Source organism: Nannocystis sp., assembly GCF_016714285.1.
Classification (GTDB): domain Bacteria; phylum Myxococcota_A; class Polyangia; order Nannocystales; family Nannocystaceae; genus Nannocystis.
In genome coordinates this window covers 246,772-262,989 of sequence record NZ_JADJNN010000011.1, presented here as the reverse complement: position 1 = coordinate 262,989, position 16,218 = coordinate 246,772, and the positions used below count along the sequence as shown (strand labels likewise).

General features: G+C 71.8%; 13 protein-coding genes and 1 pseudogene. 7 read left to right on the top strand and 7 right to left on the bottom strand.

Translation table 11 applies throughout. The features are described from left to right. Together IPJ59_RS20670 and IPJ59_RS20665 are read right to left on the bottom strand one after the other, a co-directional pair. Positions 1 to 1,221, bottom strand: a complete 1,221-nt coding sequence (locus IPJ59_RS20670) for a hypothetical protein (protein ID WP_293273002.1) — start codon at positions 1,219 to 1,221, stop codon at positions 1 to 3. 148 nt (positions 1,222 to 1,369) lie between these two features. Then, a complete protein-coding gene (locus IPJ59_RS20665; protein WP_293258343.1) occupies positions 1,370 to 1,648 on the bottom strand; it encodes a hypothetical protein in 279 nt (92 codons plus the stop codon). Between the two features lie 177 nt (positions 1,649 to 1,825). Between IPJ59_RS20665 and IPJ59_RS20660 the strand changes: the two genes are divergently transcribed. Together IPJ59_RS20660 and IPJ59_RS20655 are read left to right on the top strand one after the other, a co-directional pair. Next, positions 1,826 to 3,367, top strand: a complete 1,542-nt coding sequence (locus IPJ59_RS20660; RefSeq protein WP_293273001.1) for a DUF4215 domain-containing protein — start codon at positions 1,826 to 1,828, stop codon at positions 3,365 to 3,367. Between the two features lie 146 nt (positions 3,368 to 3,513). Further along, positions 3,514 to 4,128, top strand: a complete 615-nt coding sequence (locus tag IPJ59_RS20655) for a hypothetical protein (protein WP_293273000.1) — start codon at positions 3,514 to 3,516, stop codon at positions 4,126 to 4,128. A gap of 844 nt (positions 4,129 to 4,972) precedes the next feature. On the opposite strand, the gene IPJ59_RS20650 is transcribed toward IPJ59_RS20655, so the two are convergent. Further along, positions 4,973 to 6,391, bottom strand: a complete 1,419-nt coding sequence (locus IPJ59_RS20650; protein ID WP_293272999.1) for a tetratricopeptide repeat protein — start codon at positions 6,389 to 6,391, stop codon at positions 4,973 to 4,975. 611 nt (positions 6,392 to 7,002) lie between these two features. Between IPJ59_RS20650 and IPJ59_RS20645 the strand changes: the two genes are divergently transcribed. After that, positions 7,003 to 7,227, top strand: coding sequence for a hypothetical protein (locus IPJ59_RS20645; RefSeq protein ID WP_293272998.1), 225 nt, complete (start codon positions 7,003 to 7,005; stop codon positions 7,225 to 7,227). A 38-nt stretch (positions 7,228 to 7,265) separates the two neighbouring features. Here the strand turns inward: IPJ59_RS20645 and IPJ59_RS37980 are convergent. Beyond that, positions 7,266 to 8,081 (bottom strand): annotated as a pseudogene (locus tag IPJ59_RS37980) (serine/threonine-protein kinase); the annotation flags it as partial. Between the two features lie 384 nt (positions 8,082 to 8,465). Here IPJ59_RS37980 and IPJ59_RS20640 point away from each other — a divergent pair. The 4 genes from IPJ59_RS20640 (at position 8,466) to IPJ59_RS20625 (ending at position 12,848) form a co-directional block, all read left to right on the top strand. Further along, positions 8,466 to 9,968: a hypothetical protein gene (locus tag IPJ59_RS20640; RefSeq protein ID WP_293258333.1), complete on the top strand. Its 1,503-nt coding sequence runs from the start codon at positions 8,466 to 8,468 to the stop codon at positions 9,966 to 9,968. A gap of 77 nt (positions 9,969 to 10,045) precedes the next feature. Next, positions 10,046 to 10,510, top strand: coding sequence for a hypothetical protein (locus IPJ59_RS20635; RefSeq protein WP_293258331.1), 465 nt, complete (start codon positions 10,046 to 10,048; stop codon positions 10,508 to 10,510). Positions 10,511 to 10,615: 105 nt separating this feature from the next. After that, positions 10,616 to 11,833 (top strand): cysteine desulfurase-like protein, encoded by a 1,218-nt coding sequence (locus tag IPJ59_RS20630; RefSeq protein WP_293272997.1) that lies wholly within the window; start codon positions 10,616 to 10,618, stop codon positions 11,831 to 11,833. Positions 11,834 to 11,945: 112 nt separating this feature from the next. Further along, positions 11,946 to 12,848, top strand: coding sequence for a serine O-acetyltransferase (locus tag IPJ59_RS20625; protein ID WP_293258327.1), 903 nt, complete (start codon positions 11,946 to 11,948; stop codon positions 12,846 to 12,848). Between the two features lie 17 nt (positions 12,849 to 12,865). Here IPJ59_RS20625 and IPJ59_RS20620 read toward each other — a convergent pair whose 3' ends face one another. From IPJ59_RS20620 to thrS, 3 genes are all read right to left on the bottom strand, one after another. After that, complete coding sequence (locus tag IPJ59_RS20620; RefSeq protein WP_293272996.1) at positions 12,866 to 13,075, bottom strand: hypothetical protein; 210 nt, start codon at positions 13,073 to 13,075, stop codon at positions 12,866 to 12,868. Between the two features lie 13 nt (positions 13,076 to 13,088). Beyond that, the gene (locus IPJ59_RS20615) at positions 13,089 to 14,603 is read right to left on the bottom strand and encodes a sigma 54-interacting transcriptional regulator (protein WP_293258323.1); all 1,515 of its coding nucleotides are present in this window, start codon (positions 14,601 to 14,603) and stop codon (positions 13,089 to 13,091) included. 304 nt (positions 14,604 to 14,907) lie between these two features. Then, positions 14,908 to 16,098, bottom strand: coding sequence for a threonine--tRNA ligase (thrS, locus tag IPJ59_RS20610; RefSeq protein WP_293272995.1), 1,191 nt, complete (start codon positions 16,096 to 16,098; stop codon positions 14,908 to 14,910). Positions 16,099 to 16,218 lie beyond the last annotated feature (120 nt).

The window sequence follows — 16,218 nt, the reverse complement described above, 5'->3', positions numbered from 1 at the left end:
TTATGGCAATTGCTGGGCGGCGAAGGTCTCGCTGAAGGCGAGGCGATTGGCGGCGGTCTCGTGCATGAGGTTCCAGCTCCACGCATAGCTGATGAAGCCCGCGAAGCCGACGGAATGTGCGGCCTGGGAGCGGGCCTTGATCGCGTTGTGCCAGCCGGCGACCGAGACGCCGGCGCGACCCCAGGCCTTGTCCGGCGTGGTCTGGCCGAAGTGTTCGACCAGGAACAGGCGGTCCTTGGGCACGCCGAGCGCGGCGTAGGCGGCGACGGCGGCCTTGTATTGCGCGGTGCACCACGCCACCGAGTTGCCGCTGGCGTTGACCTCCTTGCCCGACAGGTAGACCTCGGCGGCCACATAGGCGTGATCGGCCAGCGTGGCCCAGTCGGCGGCGTGGTTGCCCGGCTTGTCGAAGGGCGCGGCGATCACCACGGTCTTTTGATAGCTGTTCTTCATGGTCGCCGCGAACTCGATCACGAATTGGCGATAGGCGGGATTGTTCGGCCACTGGCTCGCGGAGATCTCGTTGACGATGAACCACTCCGGCGCGCCGCAATCGAAGTTGCTCGCCGCGGAGGCGATCAAGGCGTCCGCCCGCGCCGCGCCGCCGGCCATCCAGTCGGTGTTGAGGTCGTCGACGTACATCGCCTGGAAGTTGCCGGCGGCCCACACCAGCTGCTTGTTGTTATCGGTGCCCGTGGCCATGAAGTGCGCCGGAGCCACGTCGAGCGCCGCGAAGTCGACCGGACACAGGCACTGGTCCTGGTCCGCGGGGCAGCTGTCGCCGGGACAGTTGAGCGTGGCGACGTCAAATCGGTGCAGCGCGGGGCCCGGGGGCGGGCCGTTTTGTGGGCAGGCCGGGGCGCCAGTGCTCGATTCGCCGCCGCTGTCCGTGCCGCTGTCCGTGCCGGTGGTGCCGGTGGTGCTGCCGGCATCGCCGGTGGTGCTGGTGCCCGCGGGCTCGCCGGTGTCGACGAGACCGGTGCTGCCCGGGTCGTCGCCGGTGGCTGCCACGGCGGTGGTCGAGGCGGAGCTGCTCGCGGCGGCCGTGCCGCTGCCTGTGGCTCCGCCGGTCGTGCCCGCGTGGCCGGTGGTCGGGGTGGGGGTCGTCGCGTCGCCGCTGCTCGTACCACCGGACGTTGCCACTGTGGTCGTCCCTGCCGTGGAGGCCGCGTCGCCACAGCCGGCGAGCATCAGCCAGAGGATTATCGTGCGTCCGTGCATGCCCGGCAGGCTAGGCCATGCGCGCCCGCGCGCGCAAGCGGCCGCGGGCCCCCAGGATCCGTACACATCACGGACCTCGCGTTCGCTCGCGACTGTCCCAATGGCTTCCGCGCCCATGCGGCTCAATGATGCGTCGAGTACCTCATGATCAACGGCCCGTTCCGGCCTTCAACCAGAACAACGGCGCCAGCACCCCGACCCCCAGCGCGACCACGTGGGCCAGCGCCACGGCCAACCGACCAGGTCGCAGCAGCAGCAGCATGATCGTCGACACCGCCGAATACACCACCGCCACGGGGACCCAGACGAAGGCCATCACCAGCGCGACGCCGGTCCGATCGCTGCCATTCGTCAGGGTCAGCGCGGTCAATAGCCCACCCAGCACCAGCACCAAAACGATCGCGTGAATTCCCCAGGCCCGGCGCATGAGCGAGACTATCACCTCTTGGCCTCGCCGGGCCTCGAATTGCGTGAACTCATCCTCGTCTGCATGCGGAGGAGCTGCAGAGGCCGGCCGGTCCGAAGAGCATCACGGATTGGGCTTGTGCGCCACCGTGAGTCCAGCGAAGATCAGGCCATGAAGCTCGATATTCGATGGATGGGAATGGCGACCGTACTCGCGACCATGTTCGCAGGTTGCGGCGATGACACCACTGGCACCGAGACCGCGACAACTGGCACGAGCACGAGCTCCGCCACGGGCGGGGAGACGACGACGGCCGCGCCGACGACGGACACGCCCACGACCGACGTGCCGACCACCGCCGCAACCGAGGGCACGGGCACCAGCGCCACCACCGACGCGACGACCTCCGGGCCGACGACCGACACGACGACCGACACGACGACCGACGTCACCACCGCCAGCACTGGCACGCCCGGCGTCTGTGGCGACGGCGTGATGGACGACGGCGAGGAGTGCGACGACGGCAACCAGGACGACACCGACACCTGCACGGCCCTGTGCAAGACCGCCATCTGCGGCGACAGCCTCGTCATCCTCGGCGTCGAGGAGTGCGACGACGGCAACCAGGACGACACCGACGCCTGCACCAACGCCTGCAAGAACGCCATCTGCGGCGATGCCATCGTCGGCCCCGGCGAGATGTGCGACGACGGCAACATGGTCGACACCGACGACTGCACCAACATGTGCGCCCCCGCTTCCTGCGGCGACAGCTTGGTCCAGGAGGGCGTCGAGGAGTGCGACGACGGGAACGCCGACGACACCGACGCCTGCCTCGCCACCTGCCTCAACGCCAAGTGCGGCGATATGGCCATCCAGGCCGGCGTCGAGGAATGCGACGACGGCAACATGGTCAACGACGACGCCTGCACCAACACGTGCAAAGCCCCCAAGTGCGGCGACATGATCAAGCAGATGGGCGAGGAGTGCGACGACGGCAACATGGCTGACACCGACGCCTGCCTCAACAGCTGCAAGAACGCGAAGTGCGGCGATACGATCGTCCAGATGGGCGTCGAGGAGTGCGACGACGGCAACATGGTCGAGACCGACATGTGCATCAACACCTGCAAGACCGCCAAGTGCGGCGACGGCAAGGTCTTGATGGGCGCCGAGGAGTGCGACGACGGCAACATGGTCGACAACGACGCCTGCACCAACATGTGCAAGAGCGGCATCAAGCGGGTGTTCGTGACCAGCACCCTGCACACCGGCAACCTCGGCGGGCTCGCCGGCGCCGACGCGATCTGCCAGGCCCGCGCGACCGCGGCCATGTTGCCCGGCACCTACAAGGCGTGGCTGTCCACCTCCGAGGTCAACGGCACGCCCGCGACGCGCTTCACCCAGTCCGCCGTGCCCTACGCCCGGGTCGACGGGGTCATCATCGCCAACAACTGGGCCGACCTGATCGACGGCACCCTGGCGAATCCGATCAACAAGACCGAGACCAACGGCGCCCCACCGGTCGGCACGGCGACCTGTGTTGCCAGTGTTTCGGTGTGGACCAACACCCTGCAAAACGGCACGATCTTCAACGCCAACAACTCGTGCACCAACTGGACCTCGACCAACGGCGGGTCGCACTGGGGCTACAACAACGCGACGAACGTCAACTGGAGCAGCGCGTGCCAGGGCGGCTCCTGCGCGTGGCAGGAGCCGATTTACTGCTTTCAGCAGTAAAAATGAGATCCGGTCGACCGCACCCACGTCGGCGCTTCGTTCTCCGGCAGCCCCGGAGAGCACGGGGCGTTGACCAGGGGATTGGCCCCGACGATGGCGGTGGACCCATGGGTTGGAAACGGACCTGCGAGCGCGGTCCAAGCGACATGTCCCGCCCCCAGCTCTTGCGACGGTCCGTCCTCTGCCTCCTCGTCGCCCTCGTCGGCCCGTCCGCGCCCGGCTGCAACGGCGGCGGCCCGAAGGGCGCGGTCGACGACGAGGCCTCGGCGCGCCTGGCCTACCTCGGCCTCGACCGCGCGATCGACCGTGCGATCGACCTCGGCTTCGCCGGCTTCAACGCCGCCAGCAGCGCCAACATCCCCGAGCAATCGGGCCCCGGCGATCTCTCGGGCCTGATGGTCATCGGCGGCAAGGTCGACCAGGGCAATTCGAAGAACAAGGGCATGCGCCTCGAGATGACCCTCGCGGAGGACTACGCCGACGTCGTCCTCGAGGGCGACGTCGAGGTGATCTACAACGGCGGGCCAGCCGCGCTCGATATGAGCTTCAAGGGCCTGCCGGACGCGGACTTCAGCGGCACGCTCCGCGGCACCTTCGTCATGGACCACGACCTGGTCGGCGACGTCGCCCTCGACCTCAGCATGAGCGGCCAGACCAAGGACGCCGGTGACGGCACGATCGTCCGCGTGCCGGGCTCGATCCACGTCACCGGCAGCGCCAGCTCCGACTACGGCGTCTACGTGGTCGACGTCTCGCTGTAAAAGGCGAGTCCGCCTTGGAATGGCCGCGCCGGCCCCTGTCTCACCCGTTACCGCGCGGTCTCGCCACGTCGCGCGGCCCTCCGCGTATGCATCGCCTCACGATCGTCCCCAGCCTCGCCCTCGCCCTCCTCACATTCGCGTGCAAGAGCCCGGACAACGGGGACAGCGCAGAGTCCAGCTCCACGGCTTCGAGCTCGAGCGGCAACGGCCCGACCACCGTCACGCCGAGCACTGGCAGCGAGCCCACGACCAGCGGCGCGACCGAGGCGCTCTCGACCGGCGTGCCCGAGACCACCGGCACCGCCAGCGCGGGGCAGACCACCGGCACCAGCGCGACCACCGGCGACGCGACCACCGGCGGCGGCGTCTGCGTGCCCTTGCAGTGCGACGGGGCGACCTACGCCTGCGGCGACTGCATCGATAACGACAATGATGGCAAGATCGACACCGCCGACCCCGAGTGCATCTCGCCCTGCGACGACCGCGAGGACACCTTCGCCACCGGCCTCCCGGGCGACAACATGGACCCGTGCAAGCAGGACTGCTTCTTCGACGGCAACTCCGGCGGCGGCAAGGGCGACTGCGCGTGGGACCTCAAGTGCGACCCCAAGGGCCCGGGCGGCGACAAATGTCCATATGACCCGAAGGCCATGTGCCCCGCGGAGCAGACCCAGGAGTGCGTGGATACCTGCCAGGTGCCCAACGGCTGCGACTGCTTCGGCTGCTGCACGGTCAGCGTCGACGGCATGGTGTACGACATCTTCCTCGGCGACCAGAACTGCTCGCTCGACGCGATCGACACCTGCCTGCAGTGCAGCAAGAACGACGACTGCGACGACGCGTGTCAGCCCGAGAACTGCGAGGTCTGCTTCGGCGAGACCGAGCCGCCGCCCGGCTGCGACATGCCCAGCTGCGACAACACCGACCCGTGCAAGGTCGACAACATGGGCAACTCCGACTGCCCCGAGGGCACCTTCTGCTCGACCGGCTGCTGCGTGCCGATCGTCCCGGGCTGACGCCGAATGGAGGAGGTCAGCGGCGGTGCGCGGCGAGCCACGCGGTGAGCTCCGCGCGGGCCTTGTCGTCGTCCGAATCGACGGACTCGGCGGCGGCGGTCCTCGGCGAGCGTGAGGGCCCGCGGGCGGTCGCTGCGGGCGTCCCACAGGGCGCGCGCGAGCAGGAAGCGCAGGTGGTTGGTGGCGCTGCGGTAGTCCTTGCGGGGCTCGGTGAGGGCGAGGGCCCGCGTGAGCGGGGCGATCGCGTCGGCGGGTCGCTGCGCGGCCAGGTGGGTCTCGCCCTGGCCCGTGAGCATCTCGGCGAGCTGGACGTTGTCCTTGCCGAGCTTCGTCTCGTAGATAGCGAGGGCCCGGGTGTCGAGGCGGAGCGCGGCGTCGAGGTGGTCGCGGGCTCGTTCGATCCGCGCCAGCGCGGCGAGGTTTGTCGCCACGTCCGGGTGCTCCGGGCCGAGCGCCTTCTCGCGGATCGCCAGGGCCCGCTCGACGAGGCGTGCGGCGCCGTCGTGATCGTTGGCCCGGGAGCGGAGCTCGCCGAGGGCGATGAGCGGGTAGCTGACCTTGAGGTGGTCCTTGCCGAGCGCCGCCTCGAAGATGGCGACGGCCTGCTCCAGGCGGGCGGCGGCCTCGATCGCGCGCCCCTCGGAGGCCTGGAGGCGCCCGCTGTTGAACAGCAGCGTCGCTCGCAGGGTCGGGTTGCTGTCCGGGGCGCGGGCGAGGATCGCCAGGGCTCGCTCGTACATGCGGAGGGCCTCGTCGTTGTGGTGGAGGCTCTTGTGGACGACCGCCAGGTTGTTGAGGCTCTCGATGAGGTCCGGGTTGTCCTCGTCGAGGACGCGCTCGCGGATCGCCAGGGCCCGCTCGTGCACGCGGAGGGCGTCGTCGACGCGGGCCATCCGGTTGTAGGTGAGGCCGAGGTTGCTGAGGCTGCCGGCGACGAGGGGGTGGTCCGTCCCGAGCGTCTGCTCGCGGATCGCCAGGGCCCGCTCGTGGTGTCCGATCGCCTCGGCGAGCGCGCCCTTGCCGGAGCACGCGTTGCCGAGGTTGTTGAGGGCGAGGGCGACCAGCGGGTGGCCCTCGCCGTACACCTCGGTCCACAGCTCGAGCGCACGCTCCTGCAGGGGGATGGCCTCCGCGTAGGTGCCCTGGGCCTGCAGCACCTGCCCGAGGTTGTTGGCCAGGGCGGCCTCGGCGGGGCGGGTGTCGCCGGGGATGTGGGAGATCTCGAGGCGGGCGGCCTCGGCCCACACCTTGGCCTCGGCGAAGCGGGTCAGGCGATCGCCGACGACCCAGATCAGCTGCAGGACGCTGGTCAGGGCGTGGCGCTGGTCGTGGGCGTCGCGGGCGGCCGCGAGGGCGCGCAGCAGGCTGTGCTCGGCCGCCGCGTGGTCGCCGAGGTTCGACTCCGAGCGTGGCGATCAGGTACTCGCCCTCGGACACGGTCGCCGAGACCCCCGCGGCGCGGGCCGTGGCGACGGCCGCGCGGGCGAGCGCGAGGCCGTCCTTGTACGTGCCCGTGGCCTTGAGCGCGCTGACGCGGGCGAGCTGCTCGTCGAGCTCGCGGGTCGCGGCTTGTTGCTCGGGCGATCGCAGCGGTCGGTCGCGTAGCACCGCGGGGTCCAGGCAAGCGTCCACGGGCGCGAGCCCGGCGGCGGCCGTGGTGGCGCGGTTGAGGGAGCGGGCGTCGGTGACCCGCAGCTCGTGCAGCAGCGAGGTGAAGCGGCCGCGCTCCTCGGCGAGACAGTCGCTGGCCCGGGCGTGGAGCTCGTCGTCCCAGGTGGCGTCGACGCGGTGGTGCAGGCAGGCCCGGGTCGTCGCTGTTTGCCACGCGCTCGCCCAGCCATCGAGCCAGGGGGTCGTCTTGGCGAACACCGTCGCCGCGTGGGTCTTGCCGGTCGCCATGAAGGCGCGTTCGATGTCGGCGCGGGTCGTCGCGGACCAGTCGTCGAACACGGCGGCGCCCATGGCCTCACAGGTTGAGATCGTGCTGCGGGTCGCGGCCTCGCGGGCGCCGAGGAGTCCAGCGGCGAGCACGACGACGCCGACGCCGGCGCCGAGCCAGCGTCGCCGCTGCACGCGGGCCTGACCGCGGTCCAGCTCGGCGAGCAGCGCCGCCATGCTGGCCCAGCGCTTGCCCGGGTCGACCGCGAGACCGCGGATCAGCACGGCCCGGAGCCAGCGCGGCGCGGCGGGGCCGTGGGGTGCGACGATGCGTCCGGCGAGGACGTTGTCGCGGAGCTCGGCGAGGGTCTTGCCGGCGAAGGGTCGCGCGCCGTGGAGGCCCTCCCACAGCATCACGCAGAAGGCGAAGATATCGGCAGCGGGCCCGACGCCCTCGCCCTGGAATTGCTCGGGTGCCATGTATGCAGGCGTGCCGATCAGCGAGCCCGCGGTGGTGACGTCGATCGCGAGCATCGCTCCGTCGCTGGCGAGCGCCGGACGTGATGGGTCGTCGCTGGCGCCGCGGCGGGCGAGGCCGAAGTCCATCACGCGCACGCGATCTTCGTCGTCGATCATCACGTTGTCGGGCTTGACGTCGCGGTGGATGAGGCCGGCCGCGTGGGCGGCTGCCAGCCCGCGGCCCGCCGCGATCATCACCGTCAGGACCTCGCGCCAGCTGCGGCGACGCTCGCTGAGCCAGGTCCGCAGGACGCGGCCGTGGACCAGCTCCATGGCGATCCAGACCTCGTCGCCGTGGACGCCGACGTCATGGATCGCGACGACGCCGGGGTGGCTCAGCCGGGCCAGAGCCTGGGCCTCGCGGACGAGTCGGGCCCGCGCGTCGCGGCTCATCGAGGCCTGGTTGCCGCCGGTGTCCGGCTGCAGCAGCTTGATCGCCACCTTGCGATCGAGCTCGGGGTCGAAGGCCGAATAGACGACCCCCATCGCCCCGGCGCCGAGGCGTTCGAGCACGAGGTAGCGCCCGATCACCGTGCCCATCGCCAGCTCGGGCCGGGCGACGGCTGCCGGCGCGGTGCTCCGCGTCATGGCGAGGTCCGGGGTGTCCGGCAGGGTCGGCGGGTGGCGGGGCGCGCCGGCGGTCGTCTCGGTGAGGCTCGAGGCGGTGGGACGCGGCGCTGGCGTTGTATCGAGAGTCGGCGCGCCGGCAGACGGAGCCGAGGTCGCGGCGAGTTGCGCGGCGTCAGGCTCGCCCTGCGTGCGCCGATTCACCACCGATTCATCCCTCCCGATCGGTCCGCGTGGGTGGCAGCGCCGGGTTGCCGGAATCCATGACTCCGGTGTACCTTGCCAGCGAGCCACCGACCAGCGGCGATCGCGGTGATCGATGGCAGCGCTGGCGACCTGGCCGGAGGGAGTGCCCCGATGCTCGCCCGTAATCGCGCCGCCCTGAGCCAGCTGCTCGCCCGCAGCTTTCCTGCTTCCGAAGACATCGACGCGAACACAGTCGATGCATTTCTCGACGCTTTGATGGCGGTCAAGACCCGCGGGAGCGCGCGCGAGCGGGCGAGCAGCGGCGAAGCCCAGGCGCGCGACGCCGCGGGGAACGCTGTGTACCGGCTGCGGGCCACGCACGCGCGCCGGCTGCCGGTGACCTCGATCTTCACCGGCCAGACCGAGGCCGTGCGGGTCACGCTCGGGCGGGAGCGGGGCATATCATGGGACACCCCGATCGGGGTCGTGGCGCCCGCAGATCACCTGCTGCCGACCGTCGCCGCGGTGCGGGAGCGCTTCGGGGGGCGGATCGCCCGGCCCTTCGCGCACGTCGAGGTCATCACGCCGCCGCGTCTGGCCTTCGCCCGCTTCGCGCCGATGGCGATCTATCTCGGCTATGCGCACGAGGGCGACGCGGCGCCCTTCTTCTACGTATTCGAGGCCGGCACCGCCACCGGTCAACCCAAAATGCTGTACCTGGCGCCGACCCTCGATAGCATCGTCGAGGAGCGCTCTGGATATGCGCCGACGCCGTTCTCCTCGGCCGACAATTGGTATACCGGCGGGCTGCGCTTCGCCGCCAATGGCAACGACCCCGAGGTGCTGTATATGCGGGCTTCGCGGGAGCGCGGCGGCGAGCCGCACCTGCGCCTGCACGTGGAGTATTCGCTGCTCGACGCCGATCCGCTGGTGTTGCCCGCCGAGGACCTGGTCGAGGCCGCCCTGCGGGTGCTGGCATTGCAGCGCGGGATGCGGCTCGAGCAGGGCCTGGTCGAGCGCCTGGTCGCGGAGGCTGGGCTGCTGATCTTGCCGTGGATCGATCGGCCCGACAACGCCGACGCGCGACCGCCTCCGGGGGCGGCGCCGGCCGATCCGGATGCGGCTGCCGTGATTGCGAGCCTCGGCGAATGGGCCGCTGGACTGCCGCAGGGCGAGCGCGATGTGCTGTATGCGTCGATCGCCGCGCTGCTCGGGATGGTCGTGCACGCCGACGGCAAGTTCGATAGGCTGGAGCGGATCGAGGTCGACTGGATCATGAACTTCGCGGTCCCGGCGCAGCTCGGCGACAGCTTCCGCTTCTCACCGGCCGCCGAGGCGGCGTACCAGGGGCTCGGCGATATGGCGTCCGGGCTCGACGAGGCGCGCCTCGGCGAGCTCGGCCGGATCGTGGCGGGCCTGCCCGCGGCGATCGGACGCCACTATCGCCGCTTCGTCGCGTCGGTGTGTCGCTCCGCCGCGGAGTCGCCGGGGGCGCTGCCACGATTCGGCACGACGGTCAGCCCCGCCGCGAGCGCGGCGCTGGACCGCATCGGCGCGGCGCTCGGGCTCGCGGACGCGGACTGGCAGGGCCCGGGCGGGGCGCGAAACAAGCAAGCGGACGAGGGCGCGAGCGACCGAGATGTCGCCGGGCTCGGTGGCGGGGCCACGCGGTAAGACCGGGCCTCCTGGCGCGTGACCTGGGCCACACGCGCGGTCCGGCTGCGCGGGGCTGTTGGCGGTAGTCTGCGGCCATGCAGCGCCTCGCCCGGTCATTCGTCATTGTCCTCACTTTCGCGGTCGCCGGGTGCGGGCCGAAGCCGGCGCCCGAGCCGCCAGTGACGTCGGGGCCGGGGCCCGGCGCGGGGCTTTGCCCGGTGGAGGCCTGCGGTCCGGCGATCGGGATGCCGAACAGTCCGTGCGCCGACGGCGTGACGGTCGCGGGCCCGAGCGGGCGCTGCCTCAAGCAGGCGGACGCGAGCTGCGGCTGGGAGGTGGTCAGCTGCCCGGCGGAGACCGGCGGCGCCAAGGCCTGCGCGCCGACCGGCTGCTCGGGCACCGTGTGCGCCGAGCTCGGGGAGGAGATTATGACCACCTGCGAATACCGGCCCGAGTACGAATGCTACAAGTCCGCGAAATGTGAGCGCCAGGGGGGTGGGAGCTGCGGCTGGACCCCCAGCGACGCGTTGCAGGCGTGCCTCGGCGCCAAGCAACAATAGGCGGCCTGCCGCGAACACTGTGCTCACCGCGAGGGCTTCGTCGTCCTCGCCGGCTGGCGGATCGATCTCGGCGACAACTTCGCGGTGACGGGTTATCCTCGCGGCGTGCAGCGCTCGCTCGACCGCATTCGTGCTCGCTTCCCTGGCCTCGCGGGGGACGAGCTGTTGCTCGACAACGCCGGTGGCTCGCAGATCCTCGGCTCGGTGATCGATGAGATCGCGGATTATCTGCGCAGCTGCAACGTGCAGCACGGGGCGAGCTACGCCCGCTCGCGCGTGGCCGTCGAGCGGGTCCTGGCCGGCGAGCGGGCGCTGGCGTCGCTGCTGGGCGACGGACCGGGGCCGGTGATCATCGGCTCGTCGACGACGCAGCTCGTGTTCAACCTGGCGGCCGCGCTGGCGCCGTCGCTGCGGCCGGGCGACGAGATCGTGGTGAGCGAGGCGGACCACGAGGCCAACGTCGGGGCGTGGGCGCGGCTCGCCGGGCAGGGGGTCGTGGTGCGCAGCTGGCCGATCGAGCGCGAGCGCCTGCGCCTCGAGCCGGCCGGGCTGGCGCCGCTGCTGTCGGCCCGCACGCGCTTGGTGTGCATGACCCACTGCTCCAACGTGGTGGGGACGATCCACGACGTCGCGGCGGTCGCCGATATGGTGCACTCGGTCGGGGCGCGGCTGTTCGTCGACGGCGTCGCCTACGCGCCGCACCGGGGAGTGGACGCGGCGGCGCTGGGGGCCGACGGCTACGTGTTCAGCGTATACAAGGTCTACGGTCCGCACCTGGCGGCGGCGTATCTGTCGCCCGGTTTCTTCGCGGAGCTGGCGAACATCAATCACCACTTCCTGGCTGACGCGGGGGCGTACCGGCTCGAGCCGGGCGGTGTATGTTACGAGCTGGTGGCTGGCTGCGCGGCGATCCCGAGGTATCTCGATGAATTGGGGGAGGCGTTGGATGGGCCCGCCGAGGTGGGGCCGCGGGCCCGGGCCTGGGCGGCGATCGCGGCCCACGAGGAGGCCCTGTCGGCGCGTCTGCTGGAGTTCCTGGCCGCGTGTCCGCGCGTGCGGGTGGTCGGAGAGACATGTCCCGACAGACAGGTGCGCGTGCCGACGATCAGCTTCGTGGTGGCGGGCATGCGCTCGTCGGAGCTGCCGCCGCGGCTGGCGGCGCAGGGGATTGGCGTCCGCTTCGGCGACTTCTATGCGCGGGCGCTGATCGATCGCCTGGGCCTGCGGGCGCAGGACGGGGTGGTGCGGGTGTCGCTGGTCCACTACAACCGCGCGGACGAGGTGGACCGGCTGATCGCCGCGCTGGCGCCGATCGTCGGGTGAGCCCCCGGTCAGGCGGCGGCCGCGGGCAGATCAGCGCGTGGCCAATCGGGCGACCGGGGGCGAGCGGGGCTGGCGGGGTCGTGACGCGGTGTGCGAGACTGCGACGATCACCATGAGCTCCGATGCCCCGCAGAGTCCGGCCAATCACCCGCGCAATCCCGCCGTCGAGGCGTTGATCGCCAGCTATGGCAGCGACCCGCGGGCGCACCGCATCGGCAAGCGCTTCCTCCCGTCCCGGGAGGAGATCGTGGAGATCGTCGAATCGATCCTCGAGCTGCTGTACCCGGGATATTGGGGGCGGACCAACATCGAGTCGAAGGAGCTCGCGCGCCACATCGAGCGCTCGGCGAACTCGCTGCGGACCCGGCTCGGGCAGCAGGTCGAGCTGTGCGTGCTGCACCGCGAGGAGGTGACGGGCCGCGGCTTCGACGAGACCTCGCAATGGGTGCAGGTGGCGGGGCGCATCGCCGACGCGTTCCTCGACGCGCTGCCCGGGATCCGGCGGACCCTCATCCAGGACGTCCAGGCGGCGTTCGACGGCGATCCGGCGGCCAAGAGCCTCGACGAGGTGATCCTCGCATACCCCGGGGTGCTCGCCGTGAGCGTGTATCGCATCGCCCACAAGCTGCACGCGCTGGGCGTCCCGCTGATGCCGCGGGTGATGGCCGAGTGGGCGCACTCGCGTACCGGCACGGATATCCACCCGGGGGCGACGATCGGCCAGAGCCTGTTCATCGATCACGCGACCGGCGTGGTCATCGGCGAGACGGCGGTCCTGGGCGATCGCGTGAAGCTCTACCAGGGTGTCACCCTCGGGGCATTGTCGGTGCCGCACGAGACCGGACGCCGCTCGCCGCGGCGCCACCCCACGGTCGAGGATGACGTGACGATCTACGCGAATACCACGATCCTCGGCGGCGAGACGGTCATCGGCGCGGGCAGCATCATCGCCGCGGGCTCGTTCATCACCGCGAGCGTGCCGCCTGGCAGCAAGGTCGGCCCCGAGGTGCCGTGAGCGCCAGGCTCCCTGGCTCAGGGGAGCTCGGCGGCCCACTCGGCGCGCTCCACGGTGAGCTCGACCTCGAGGCTGAGCGGCGCGCCGCTGAGGTCGATCGGCAGGACCATGAGGTCGCGGGTGTCGGCGTGGGCGTCGATCGCGAGGCTGTGACCGACGCGATCGAGGCGCAGCGCGAGGGGCTCGACGCTGCGCGTCGTCGTGTGGCACCGCGGGCCTCGATGCAACCGATGTGCCGCGTCAGTCGCCGCGGCCGAGGCGGCGCTGCAGGCCGCGCAGCGAGACGCCGAGGTGCCGGGCCATCGCCTCGAGGTCGCCGCCGGTGGCGGCCTTCGCCGCCGCGAGCGCGTCGTCGGAGAGGTCGCCGGCGCGGCGGATGCCGAGCTCGTTCATGCGCGCGTAGAGGGTGTTGGGCGCGACCTGCAGGGCTCGCGCGGCGCCGCGGACCGAGTGATTGTGCAGCGCGAGGGCGTCGCGCACGGCGCTCTCGCTGAGCCGGGTGGCGGCGTCGGCCGGCGACCCAGCCGTGCCCGCGGCCCGTCGCACGGCCGAGTCGCTGGGGATCGGCGGGGCCGTCGACTCGCCGGTGACGAGCTGCACGTGCGGGTCGGTGGCGTGGACCAGCGCGGCCTGACCGGCGGTGGCCCGCAGCTCGCGCGAGTTGCCGGGCCAGCGCGCGATGAGGGCCGCCTCGACCGCGGCGAGGTCGAGCCACGGGGCGTCGTGCCACGAGCGCAGGTGCAGGCGCTCGCCCTGGCCGAGGGTGTCGAGCGAGCGGGCGAGGAAGTGGACCAGCTGCACCGCGACATCGGCCGGGCGCTCGCGCAGCGGCTGCATGCGCAGGGTCAGCCCGCGCAGGCGGAACAGCAGCGCCTGACGGAAGCGGCCGCTCGCGACGGCGGCGTCGAGGTCCGTGTCGGTCGCCGCGAGCACGCGGACGTCGACGCCGCGCACGCGCCCGCCGATCGGCTGGATCTCCTGCTGCTCGAGCGCCCGCAGCAGCTGGACCTGCAGGGGGACCGCGGCCTCGCCGATCTCGTCGAGGAAGAGGGTGCCGCCGCTGGCCTGCACGAAGTAGCCGTCGTGGGCCTGGGCCGCGTCGGTGAAGGCCCCGCGGACGTGGCCGAACAGCTGGCTCGCCGCCGTGCTCTCGGGGATCGCCGAGAGGTTGACCGCCACCAGCGGGCCCTTGTGGCGCGCGCTCGCGGCGTGGATCGCCAGCGCCGCCAGCTCCTTGCCGGTGCCGGTCTCGCCGAGGAGCAGCACGGGCAGCTCGCTCGCGGCGGCCATCGCGATCTGCTCGCGCACTCGCTCGGTCGCCGTGCTGACGCCGATGAGGCCGTGACCCTCGCGCGGGGCCGGGGCGCGCAGGCCCGGCTCGATCAGCAGGCCGACCCGCCCGGCCAGCGCGACGTACCAGGCCCGGTTGCGCGGGCCGTGCAGCGAGCGCACCACCGAGGGTGCGGTGCCCGGATCGGCCCAGACCGGGAAGTCACCTGCCTCGAAGGACAGGTAGAGCGGCGAGCGGCTGAGGTGCGGGTCCTCCAGCGGCCGCGGCGGACCGCCCGGGCCCGAGAAGCTGGGCTCGCGGCGAGACAGCGCGACCCGGCGATCGGCCCCGAACTCGACCGCGGCCATCTCGCCGACGCGGCTCGGGTCGGGGTGGGCCACGATCGTCAGCGTCACCCCGGCATCGACGAGGCTGGCGCCGCGCGCTGGCTCGGCCGCCGGGCGGAGCGTGGCGATGCTGTCCAAGGAAGGCCAGCCTAGGGCATCCAACATGCGCGTTCAAGCCTCGCCGCGCGAACGTTCACTGAACGTGCGCGGCAAAACTCGTCGCTCGCGTGGCCGAGGTGTTGCGGCAGATCGCTGCTGGCACGTGCCTTGCTCGCCGCGCCAGCGGTCCGGTGGTCCGCGCAATCTATCGTCGCGGGTCCCCGGCTATCGTATTGCTCGCTCCCTATCCACCGCAGCACGCGGCCGGAGCGGGCCGATGCGAGCGCCCCGGTACGTGGGCGCTCGCGCGCTCTGGACGGCGGTGGCGCCGCAGCGGCCGGGCTCAGACCGGTGCAGCGCAGCAGCGCAGAAGGTGAGCGATCGCCTGCTCGCGTGCCAGGACGCGTTGGGCTCCCGCGCCCTCGCGGAGCGTCAACGCGTCGCTCGCGAGCTCGCGTGCGCCGAGCACGGCGAAGCAGGGGACCCCGCCCGCGTGTGCCTCGGCGACGCGGCGCGCGAGGGTCTCGTCGCGCTGGTCGAGCTCGGCGCGCAGGCCCGCGGCCACCAGTGCGGCGACCGTCAGCGCCGCCGCCTCCCGTTGGTCGGGTCCGACGGGCGCGACCACCACCTGCACCGGCGCGAGCCAGGCCGGCAGCGCGTCGCGCTCGAGCAGCAGCGCGACGAAGCGCTCGAGGCTGCCGTACAGCGCCCGGTGCAGCATCGCCGGTCGCCGACGCCGTCCGGTCGCGTCGATGTAGTGGAGGTCGAAGCGCTCGGGCAGCACGAGGTCGAGCTGGATCGTCCCGCACTGCCAGCGGCGACCGGCGCGGTCGGGGACGCTGAGCTCGAGCTTGGGTCCGTAGAAGGCGCCCTCGCCCGGCTGCAGCGTCGGCGACATGCCGGCGGACGCGACCGCCGCGGCCAGCTGCGCCTCGGCCCGATCCCAGGTCGCGTCGTCGCCGGCGCGCTGCGGCGGCCGCGTCGACAGGGCCACGCCGACCTCGGGGAAGCCGAGCGCGGCGTAGAAGGCGAGCGCGCCGCGGCAGAACACCTCGATCTCGGCCGCGATCTGCTCCTCGGCGCAGAAGATGTGACCGTCGTCCTGCGTGAACTGCCGCAGGCGAAACAGGCCATGCAGCGTCCCGCCCGGCTCGTCGCGGTGACACACGCCGAGCTCGCACAGGCGCAGCGGCAGGTCGCGGTACGAGGGCGCGACCCGCTCGTAGATCTGGATGTGACACGGGCAGCTCACCGGCTTGAGCGCCGCGCACACGCCTTCCTCTTCGACGGCGAACATATGCTGACGGAAGTGCTGCCAGTGGCCGCTGGCCTCCCACAGCGACTTGCGCAGCAGCTGCGGCGTGCGGACCTCGCGGTAGCCCTCGGCGAGCGTCCGCCGGCGGACCGCCTCCTCGAGCGCGCGCACGAGGACCAGGCCCCTGGGGTGCCAGAACACCATGCCTGGTGCCTCGTCTTGCAGGTGAAACAGGCCGAGGCGGGGGCCGACGGCGCGGTGATCGTGATGGTCGAGCATGGGATGACTCCTTCGCGGTTCAAAGGCCCGCCGACGAAGGACGCCGCACACACGCGCGACCCCGCCAGCGTGGGCGGGGTTCTCGGTGGGGACTCGCAGCTCTCAACGCGCGTGTCGACG